Consider the following 9,733-nt stretch of genomic DNA (forward strand, 5'->3'; position numbering starts at 1 on the left):
ATTCTAGATATGGTAGAGCAAGAGCTTAAGTTATCTCCGCCTAGCTGGAGAATTCTAGCAGAATGGAAAAGAGTTTATTTTGAGTCTGGTCGATCTATCCACTCACTCGTTCCCGCTCATGCACAAAAAGGTAATCGAAACCAACATACGGATTCTCAGTTACTCATAGATAAAGCTATAAATAAAAAATACCTAACCAAAGAGCGTTTAAGTGTCGCAGAGACTTACCGTTATTATAAAAGCCGCGTAATTAAAACCAATCAAGAAATTGTCGAAGGTAAAATCAAGCCAATTAGTCAAAGAGCATTTTATGATCGAATAAATAGCTTACCACCCTATGATGTTGCCGTTGCAAGGTATGGAAAGCGATACGCAGATCGAGAGTTCCGGTCTGTAGGTCAGCAAATAGAAGCGACGAAACCGATGGAGTACGTTGAAATCGACCATACTCCAGTCCCTGTAATTCTAATTGATGATGAGTTGGATATTCCGCTAGGTCGCCCATATCTAACCATGCTCTATGACCAGTTTAGTAAATGCATAGTTGGCTTCAGTGTGAATTTTAGAGAGCCTAGTTTTGATTCCGTTAGAAAAGCGTTGTTAAGTACTTTGCTAGAAAAAAGTTGGATAAAAGATAAGTTTCCTTCAATAACCAATGATTGGCCATGCCATGGGAAAATAGACAATTTAGTTGTCGATAACGGTGCAGAGTTTTGGAGTGATAGCCTAGAAGACTCTTTGCGACCTTTGGTGTCGGATATTCAATATAGCCAAGCTGCAAAGCCTTGGAGAAAGACCGGTATAGAAAAGTTATTTGACCAACTAAACAAGGGGTTGGTTAACGCACTACCTGGAAAAACTTTTACTAACCCCACTCAGCTAAAAGATTATGACCCTAAAAAAGAGTCTGCAGTTAGAGTTTCTGTATTTATGGAGTTGATACATAAATGGGTTATCGACAAATATCACATGGACTCTGATAGTAGAGAAAGGGGTATCCCTTATCATAAATGGAATGAATCGAAATGGCTTCCGAATTTCTACCAAGGGAAAGCGGCTGCAGACTTACGCATTGAATTGGGGTTGCTAAGGCATCGGACTATTGGGATAGCAGGAATCAGGTTACACAACTTACGCTACCAGTCTGAAGAACTTATCGAGTATCGAAAATACAATTCCGTGAATTCGCAAGGGAAGCTTTATGTAAGAACAAAAACTGATCCTTCAGACATAAGCGTAATTTACGTTTTTCTTGAATCCGAAAAGAGATACATAAAAGTTCCTGCGGTTGATAACAGTGGCTATACCAATGGGCTTTCATTGTTCGAGCATGAACGAATTCAAAGAGTGAGAAGATTAAATACTCGAAGCCTCGTCAATGAAGAGTCTTTAGCTGATACCTATTTATATATGGAAGCCCTTATTGAAGGGGAAGCTGAACGAATGCGTAGCTCTAGAAACAAAAAGCTGACCCAACCCAAAACTGGTAACACGTCGAAGATTGCAAAATATAGAGATGTTGGAACCGAAGGGCCAGGTTCAATCGTTAAAAAAATTGATAGCAGCGACTCAACGTTGAACGTTGTTAGTACTCCACTTTTATTGGGTGACGATGATGATCTGGAAGAGATAGAGGGTTACTAATGGTGAACCTTACTTCCATGCAGTATGAACAACTGAAAGCTTATGATAATTGTTTTATTGAGTACCCAGAAATAACTGATATCTATTCAATATTTGACCAACTTCGCTTTAATCAATCGCTAGGAGGTGAGCCTGAGTCATTTCTATTAACGGGCGAGTCAGGAAGTGGAAAAACGGCTTTGATTAATAATTACGTTTCACGCTTTAAACTAGGATCTAATTGGTCGAAACAAACAGTCCTAAGTACCCGAATTCCTAGTCGAGTAAATGAACAAAACACTCTGACCCAATTTCTCGTTGATTTGGACTCAAAATCAGGCGGGCGCTCAACACGAAAAAGAAACGAAATTGCACTTGGTGAAGGAGTTGTGAAGCAATTAAAACGTAAATCTGTCGAGCTAATTATTGTCAATGAGATTCAAGAGCTTGTGGAGTTTTCTACAGCGGATGAACGACAGACCATTGCTAACACATTCAAATATATTAGTGAGGAAGCAGGAGTATCATTTGTATTGGTTGGAATGCCCTATGCCGATGTTATTGCGAAGGAGTCACAGTGGAATTCTCGATTGAGTTGGCGAAGAGAAATTAATTATTTTACGTTATTTAAGGATGAGCGAGATAAGAAAGACACTGGCCCTAAATACCGTATTGATGCCGATCAGAAGAAACATTTTGCGATGTTTGTTGCTGGGTTAGCTTCTAGAATGGGATACGAAAACAAGCCTTTGCTAACTAAAAATGAAATCCTTTACCCTTTATTTTCAATGTGTCGTGGAGAGTGCCGTAGGTTAAAACACTTTTTGAAAGATGCCATGCTTATGAGCTTCAAAGAAGATAAAAACACGATTGATAAAGAGGTGCTTTCTAGTACCTTCGCTCTTAAATTCCCCTCTTTAGATAATCCATTTGAATGCTCGCTAGACAAGCTGGAATTAGATCAAATTGATATAGGTTCAGCTTACAATACGAGAGCTATTACGGCAGAAGATAAAATACTAGCTCCACGTTTTACCGATGCAATCCCACTGAGTATTCTCTTAAGTAAAAGTGGACTGAAAGTATAAACTTGTTGGCTTGAGAGTAGAGTTACTGGGATGTTAACCGCTCCAACAACGCCGCCTTCTCTTCATCACTCATCTTATCAATCGCACACGCCAGCTCCGCACTCAAATCACTTTTACAAAAAAAGTAATTCAGCGGTACATCTAGTTCCTCAGCCATACGTTCAAGCGTTCCGATATCTGGTACATGCCGGCCTTTCTCGTAATGATTCATACGACCGCTAGCCGAACTCTGTTCCATACCTATTTTCACCCCCAGATCTTTTTGGGTGATTTTGGCTTTTTTACGCGCAGTTTTGAGCCTCGCGGGGATTGGGTTGTTTTTTTGCACTTACACATTTCTTTTCAACCTTTCGATAACTTAGATTGTCTAAGTTTTACTGATTTTTGTATACTTAGCAATCCTAAGTTTTTAACCGTGCAAATGTTCCAATGAAGCAAGCAAAAAAAATCAACACTTACATGTTCAACCTATTGATTAAAAGAGAAATGAATAATTTCACAGTGACTGAAGCAAGAGATTGTTTAATGAAGGACTTTGAAGAGTTTGACGATCTTTATCACGCTAGAAAAACCATCTATCGTCAGATTTTAACGTTTGTACGTCGAGGGTGGCTGAAACATACAGGGAAAGGACACACAAAAAGGTATCAAAAATCAGAGCAATTTTTGCAGTTATCATTTGAGTCAAACAATGATCTCATAGTGCGTTCGACAGCAGAGCAAAAGGTCAAAGTGAGCACAAATAGTTCGTTTGGCGTTTTGGTAGCGGAGAAAAATCGATACGAGGGCGAGCTTGCCATCATTTTGGGAGAAGTGGACGAGTTTCAATCACTATTAAAGCGTTTCCCCAATGAAGAAGAGCTTTTATACCCCATGTTTGTTGATGCAAAAGACCGTTCCGCAAGGTTATTAGGCCGTATTAATACTTTGTCTAAAGTTCTAATAACCTCTGAACTAGAGGTGGCGGCGTAATGTTAAGAGAGTGGCAGTCAAACTGTGTAGAAGCCGCGTTAAATAAATACACCAATGGTGGCCGAAACTTCTTTTGTCAGGCAACGCCAGGAGCAGGTAAGACGGTCATGGCTGCCGAGTTAGCAAAACGACTATTCGAAGAGGGTGAAATAGACCTTGTGTTGTGCTTTTCGCCCTCTCTAACCGTTGCTGAAGGTATTAGGAGTACATTTGCATGGAAACTAGGTTGTGCCTTTAACGGCGGAATGGGGACTTTAGGAGCCTCTTATACCTACCAATCCATCCAGTTTTTTGACGAAAGCTTTTGGCAAACGATGAGAAAGTTTCGAATCCTTGCGCTGTTTGATGAGGTCCATCACTGCTCTTATGACGAACATGGCAATATGAATAGTTGGGGTGAGCAAGTGGTGTCTAAAATACAGAGCCTTGCGCACTATACCCTCGCTCTTTCAGGTACACCTTGGCGGTCTGATTTAGTCTCCATTGCTATGGCTGAATACTCTGATCCAGAAGGAGAGATCATTTGCGACTTTCAATATGGTTTAAAGCAAGCGATTGAGGAGAAGGTATGCCGAACCCCGAAAATTGCTTTAGTCGATAATGATCACCTGTCAGTGACAGAAGGTAACGAGACTAAGAGTTTTACATCAATATTAGAGCTTTTAAAACAATCAAAAACCTCTTACCAAAGTGTCATTCACAATGAGGATGCGATGAGATTTTTGTTAGAAGTATCATGTAAAAAACTAGCAGAGATAAGATGCACCTCTCCAAACGCTGGAGGCTTAGTCGTTGCCGCTTCAATTCAACATGCGAAGCAAATTCAAACTAAGTTGATTGAAGAGTTTCAACAAACAACATGTATCGTGACCCATCATCACGACGATCCATTAGCTGAGATTGAAAGGTTTAGAAAATCCAACACCCAATGGATAGTCAGCGTTGGAATGATCAGTGAGGGGACTGATATTCCAAGGCTTCAAGTCTGCTGCCACATAAGCGCAGTTAAAACTGAGCTCTACTTTAGACAGGTGCTCGGTAGAATTTTGAGAATTAACGACGCGCCAAATCAAGAAGCCTGGTTATTTACCTTTGCAGAGGAAAATCTGACAGGGTTTGCAGAACGTATAGAGCAAGACATTCCAGATACTTGCATGTATATAAGACAAGAACGTGATAACCAGTGCCGCTCTCCAAACAATGAACGAACGTCATTAAATAGTCTAGAAGGAATGACTCCTACTTCACATCAACGAAGTACATTGAGCTGGGGAGAATCTATAGCGCCAACAAATTCAAACGCTTCTAATTTCATGTCGTCATTTGAGGAGTTACGTTTAGGTCAATTTAAACAGCGTGTTATATCGGCATTTACATAGCTAACGAAAATCAGCAATTAATGACTCAGTTTAATAAAAGAATGTGACTGAGAATGTGTAATAACCCTATGATGCCAAAGGTAACACACTCGGTTTGATATGAGCTTTGTTATATACTACATGCCTAATTGATTTCCCCGAGTGGCAGCATGGTTACGAATATCAACAAAGCAAAACTGACTGAAACCGATATCATCACAAAATTTATTCTTCCTGCTATTAAAGATGCAGGTTGGGATGACATGACCCAGATTCGCCAAGAGGTGAAGCTGCGTGATGGTAAAGTGATTGTTCGAGGCCAAGCCGCTGCGCGTAAAAAAGTAAAATCAGCCGACATCGTGCTCTATCACAAACCAAGTATGCCGCTTGCTGTGATTGAAGCTAAAGCGAATAAACATGAAGTTGGTAAAGGGATGCAGCAGGGAATGGACTATGCACGTCTATTGGAAGTTCCGTTCATATTCGCATCCAATGGTGACGGTTTTATTTTCCACGATAAAACCAATCCCACTCAATTAGAAACTGAAATTCGATTGGAAGACTTTCCAACACCACAACAGCTCTGGGACAAATACTGCATCTGGAAAGGGTATAAGTCAGAGCACCTACCTGTTATCACTCAAGATTATCATGATGACGGTAGCGGAAAATCACCGCGCTATTACCAGCTTCAAGCGATCAACAAAACAGTGGAAGCCGTTGCCGCAGGACAAGACCGAATCTTACTGGTCATGGCGACAGGCACAGGTAAAACCTATACCGCTTTTCAGATTATTTGGCGATTATGGAAAGCCAAAGCTAAGAAACGAATCCTATTTCTAGCGGATAGAAATATCCTTGTCGATCAGACAAAAACCAACGACTTCCAACCGTTCGGTACGGCCATGACAAAGATAACAGGCCGAAAAGTTGATCCTGCGTTCGAAGTTCACCTCGCGTTATATCAGGCACTCACTGGTCCTGAAGAAGAACAAAAAGCCTATAAACAGGTCGACCCGAACTTCTTTGATCTCATCATCATAGACGAGTGCCACAGAGGTAGCGCATCTGAAGACAGTGCTTGGCGTGAAATCCTAGAGTATTTTGGCTCTGCCACTCAAGTCGGTTTAACTGCAACACCAAAAGAAACCGACGAAGTATCAAATATTGAATACTTTGGTGATCCCGTTTACACCTATTCACTCAAAGAAGGCATCGAGGATGGCTTCTTAGCACCTTACAAAGTCGTTCGTGTAGATATTGATGTGGATGTTCAAGGTTGGCGACCAACCAAAGGGCAAACGGATAAGCACGGTGAAGTGATTGAAGACCGTATCTACAATCAAAAAGACTTTGACCGAACCATGGTGATAGACGAACGTACCGATCTTGTCGCTCAAACCATCACAAACTACTTAAAACGTACAGATCCAATGTCAAAGACCATTGTCTTCTGTAATGACATTGACCATGCCGAGCGAATGCGACGTGCATTGGTGAACTTGAACCCTGAGCAAGTCGAGAAAAATGAAAAGTACGTGATGAAAATCACTGGTGATGATGAAATAGGTAAAGCCCAGCTTGATAACTTCATCAACCCTAAGAAGAAATACCCCGTCATAGCCACAACCTCAGAGCTAATGAGCACAGGCGTTGACGCTAAGACTTGTAAGCTCGTCGTGCTTGACCAAGGTATTCAATCCATAACCAAGTTCAAACAAGTTATTGGTCGCGGTACTCGTATAGATGATCGCTACGGTAAGCTTTGGTTCACCATACTCGATTTCAAAAAGGCAACTGAAAATTTTGCTCGCCCAGACTTTGACGGTACACCTGAGCGCGTGAAAGTCACTACACCAGAACAATTTGAAGATGATGAAGATTTAGATGACATCATCGATGGCGTTGATGATGTAGACACTGATAACCCTTTTGGTGATGAAGATATCGATCCTGATTCAATCCAAGAGCCTGAGTCACCTTATGGTGATGATTTTGGTGGTTCATCAGAAGGTGGGACAGAAGGCGCTGATGATTGGGATGACGAAAACAGGGTTCGTAAATTCCATGTAAACGGTGTTTCAGTTAAAGCCCTCGCAGAGCGTGTTCAGTATTACGATTCAGACGGCAAGCTCGTTACTGAATCCTTCAAAGACTACACCCGAAAAACAATGGTGAAGCAGTTCTCGTCACTTGATGAGTTTACTAAACGTTGGAATGACTCAGACCGCAAACAGGTTATCATTGATGAGTTGGCTGAAGCAGGCATCTTATGGGAAGCGCTTGAAGATGAAGTGGGCAAAGAGATGGACCCATTCGATATGATTTGTCATGTCGTTTACGATCAACCTGCTTTAACTCGTAAAGAGCGCGCCGATAACGTGAAAAAGCGTAACTACTTCACTAAATATGGCGATACCGCGCAGCAGGTTCTGAACAACCTTCTCGACAAGTATGCTGATGAGGGAGTGCAAGAAATCGAAAACATCCACGTTCTTAAAGTGAAACCTTTCGATGAAATGGGCAGACCGTTAGAAATCATTAAGAAAGGCTTTGGTGGCAAACTGCAATATTTAGAAGCGGTTAATGAACTGGAAGCTGCTATCTACCAATCTGCTTAACAATATTCACACCGTGTAGATACGAAAACCTTTAAGGCCGCTAAATTAGCGGCCATTTTCATTGTCGTTGAACAGGTCTAGTTCTGCCGATAGCTCCGTTAGCTGATCGGTCAAATCACAATTTATACATTCATGTTCAACATACTTGGGGAGTACAGTTCCTAGCTTTAACGCTTGGTAATCTGGGTGTTCCGACAGTATTAATAAGTACTGTTTTAGCCGTTCGTCAGGTGTCGATTCTCGTTGGAGTTGTTTTTTAATATTTTGGCCAAGCTTACGAATATAATCTTTGTCAGTCTCTTTAAAGTCATCGTTAGCATTGAGCTCATCATAAAGCACACTTGCAAGCTGGCTATGGCTCCAACCCAAGGCATCCAAAGCTTTTTGAATCTGTTTTTGCTTTTGTTTTGTCGCTGTCCCCATTTGTCCCTAACCCCCTAGTTATTATTACCTTGTCTTAGCGAAGACATCTTAATCACGAAAAAAAGGACAAAATCATGACTAAATCAAAAGCACCAATGACACCAGAAGCCGCTGCTCGCATTCAAGGTAATGCCGCAAAACAAAACGGTGGGCAAGTTCCTAAAGGCGACTTTGCTGGCCGAGCTCAACGCGCAGCTGCTCACAACCAAAAACAAGGGAAATAGGAGTTCATCATGAATAAACCAGCTTCAAGTACACCTAAAGGTGGCGCTAAGCCGAATCCAAATTACCCAAGCACGACGGGCAAACCATCGGGCGGTGGTCGCGGAAACACACCTAAGCGCTAATAATTAAAGGAGGGGTAGCATAATGCTGCCTCTCCTTTTATGAGCATCTGTTGGCGTGTTGCTTGAATGTGCGAAGAAATATAGCTTGATCTGATTTGTAGTCTGAATATGCCACATCATTTTCTGTTTTTTCTAATGCGCATAAACAAGTTTCCCGTTTACTTTCATACCAACTTACCGACACCATATTTTTGCTAGAATTCACGCAAGTATCGACAATCGCGTATTCCACTTCGAGAGGATACCTTTCTTTGTCTAACCCGCTTTCAACAGCGTAACCCCCTAGGGCTCCAACCAGTAAAGCGGAGCTAGCAGAAACGAGCTTTCGCTTGCTGAACTTAAACCCTTTAAAACTCTTCTCACACTCTGAACACGATATGTTTTCTGCAAATTCAATCTCATTGTCCTTCTGGCAACGAGGGCATTCTATTTTCATTATTTAGCCAACTGTATTTATGATTATGATTTTATAAGTTCAGGCTATAGATTAATGAATCTTATATCTATGGTTTCATAGAACTAACTTCATTTTTTTTGACCTAGTTCTGCTATAATTCGCCACAAATTTCAGTTGTTTAAAAGTAGAAAAACATGTCTATCAGTTCAGTTATCAAATCCATTCAAGACATCATGCGTAAAGATGCGGGTGTCGACGGTGATGCACAACGCCTTGGTCAAATGTCTTGGTTACTTTTTCTTAAAGTATTTGACGCTCAAGAAGAAGAGTTAGAGCTAGAACTTGACGACTACAAATCACCAATCCCAGAACAATATCTATGGCGTAATTGGGCGCAAGATGCCGAAGGCATTACTGGTGATGAACTGCTTGAATTCGTGAACGACGATTTGTTCTACAAACTGAAAAACCTAACTGCCCCTGTTGATCTGAATCCGCGTGGCTTTGTGGCTAAAGAAGCCTTTAGCGATGCATTTAACTACATGAAAAACGGTACGTTACTGCGCCAAGTGATCAACAAGCTGAATGAAATTGATTTTACTGATTCGTCAGAGCGCCACCTATTTGGTGATATCTACGAGCAAATCTTAAAAGATCTACAAAGCGCAGGTAACGCGGGTGAATTCTATACTCCTCGTGCTGTTACACGCTTCATCGTCAACCGATTAGATCCAAAGCTTGGCGAAGCGATTATGGACCCAGCAACGGGTACGGGCGGCTTCCTAGCGTGTTCGTTTGATCACGTAAAAGACAACTACGTGAAAACAGCAGCGGATCACCAAACACTGCAAAAGCAGATCCACGGAGTCGAAAAGAAACAACTGCCACACCTACTGTGTATCAC

10 protein-coding genes are annotated in these 9,733 nt (G+C 41.5%); 7 read left to right on the forward strand and 3 right to left on the reverse strand.

Annotated elements, in window-relative coordinates; all coding sequences use genetic code 11:
* A partial coding sequence (locus tag BCU12_RS04100) for a Mu transposase C-terminal domain-containing protein (protein ID WP_102403110.1) occupies nt 1-1,644 on the forward strand: 1,644 nt, incomplete at its 5' end.
* A gap of 17 nt (nt 1,645-1,661) precedes the next feature.
* On the forward strand, nt 1,662-2,711 hold the full coding sequence (locus BCU12_RS04105) for a TniB family NTP-binding protein (protein WP_241909740.1): 1,050 nt from the start codon (nt 1,662-1,664) through the stop codon (nt 2,709-2,711).
* Nucleotides 2,712-2,733: 22 nt separating this feature from the next.
* Here the strand turns inward: BCU12_RS04105 and BCU12_RS04110 are convergent, their stop codons facing one another.
* On the reverse strand, nt 2,734-3,039 hold the full coding sequence (locus BCU12_RS04110) for a helix-turn-helix transcriptional regulator (RefSeq protein ID WP_102403112.1): 306 nt from the start codon (nt 3,037-3,039) through the stop codon (nt 2,734-2,736).
* 158 nt (nt 3,040-3,197) lie between these two features.
* On the opposite strand from BCU12_RS04110, the gene BCU12_RS04115 reads away from it, so the two are divergent.
* The 3 genes from BCU12_RS04115 (at nt 3,198) to BCU12_RS04125 (ending at nt 7,662) form a co-directional block, all read left to right on the forward strand.
* The gene (locus tag BCU12_RS04115; RefSeq protein ID WP_241909741.1) at nt 3,198-3,683 is read left to right on the forward strand and encodes a hypothetical protein; all 486 of its coding nucleotides are present in this window, start codon (nt 3,198-3,200) and stop codon (nt 3,681-3,683) included.
* Complete coding sequence (locus BCU12_RS04120; protein ID WP_102403114.1) at nt 3,683-5,062, forward strand: DEAD/DEAH box helicase family protein; 1,380 nt, start codon at nt 3,683-3,685, stop codon at nt 5,060-5,062. Before BCU12_RS04115 ends, BCU12_RS04120 begins: the two co-directional genes overlap by 1 nt.
* A gap of 149 nt (nt 5,063-5,211) precedes the next feature.
* A complete protein-coding gene (locus BCU12_RS04125) occupies nt 5,212-7,662 on the forward strand; it encodes a DEAD/DEAH box helicase family protein (protein WP_102403115.1) in 2,451 nt (816 codons plus the stop codon).
* Between the two features lie 45 nt (nt 7,663-7,707).
* Here BCU12_RS04125 and BCU12_RS04130 read toward each other — a convergent pair whose 3' ends face one another.
* On the reverse strand, nt 7,708-8,085 hold the full coding sequence (locus BCU12_RS04130; protein WP_102403116.1) for an elongation factor Ts: 378 nt from the start codon (nt 8,083-8,085) through the stop codon (nt 7,708-7,710).
* Nucleotides 8,086-8,159: 74 nt separating this feature from the next.
* Between BCU12_RS04130 and BCU12_RS04135 the strand changes: the two genes are divergently transcribed.
* Entirely contained in the window at nt 8,160-8,309 is a 150-nt protein-coding gene (locus BCU12_RS04135) for a hypothetical protein (protein ID WP_008220701.1), read from the forward strand.
* Between the two features lie 160 nt (nt 8,310-8,469).
* Here the strand turns inward: BCU12_RS04135 and BCU12_RS23680 are convergent, their stop codons facing one another.
* Nucleotides 8,470-8,868, reverse strand: a complete 399-nt coding sequence (locus BCU12_RS23680; RefSeq protein WP_008220703.1) for a hypothetical protein — start codon at nt 8,866-8,868, stop codon at nt 8,470-8,472.
* 155 nt (nt 8,869-9,023) lie between these two features.
* Here BCU12_RS23680 and BCU12_RS04150 point away from each other — a divergent pair.
* A partial coding sequence (locus tag BCU12_RS04150) for a class I SAM-dependent DNA methyltransferase (protein WP_133153807.1) occupies nt 9,024-9,733 on the forward strand: 710 nt, incomplete at its 3' end.

Source organism: Vibrio sp. 10N.261.55.A7, from assembly GCF_002877365.1.
GTDB lineage: Bacteria > Pseudomonadota > Gammaproteobacteria > Enterobacterales > Vibrionaceae > Vibrio.

Coding starts and splice junctions, on each gene's coding strand:
- BCU12_RS04125 (WP_102403115.1), top strand. CDS start 5,212: ATGGTTACGAATATCAACAAAGCAAAACTGACTGAAACCGATATCATC.
- BCU12_RS04115 (WP_241909741.1), top strand. CDS start 3,198: ATGAATAATTTCACAGTGACTGAAGCAAGAGATTGTTTAATGAAGGAC.
- BCU12_RS04135 (WP_008220701.1), top strand. CDS start 8,160: ATGACTAAATCAAAAGCACCAATGACACCAGAAGCCGCTGCTCGCATT.
- BCU12_RS23680 (WP_008220703.1), bottom strand. CDS start 8,868: ATGAAAATAGAATGCCCTCGTTGCCAGAAGGACAATGAGATTGAATTT.
- BCU12_RS04105 (WP_241909740.1), top strand. CDS start 1,662: ATGCAGTATGAACAACTGAAAGCTTATGATAATTGTTTTATTGAGTAC.
- BCU12_RS04120 (WP_102403114.1), top strand. CDS start 3,683: ATGTTAAGAGAGTGGCAGTCAAACTGTGTAGAAGCCGCGTTAAATAAA.
- BCU12_RS04130 (WP_102403116.1), bottom strand. CDS start 8,085: ATGGGGACAGCGACAAAACAAAAGCAAAAACAGATTCAAAAAGCTTTG.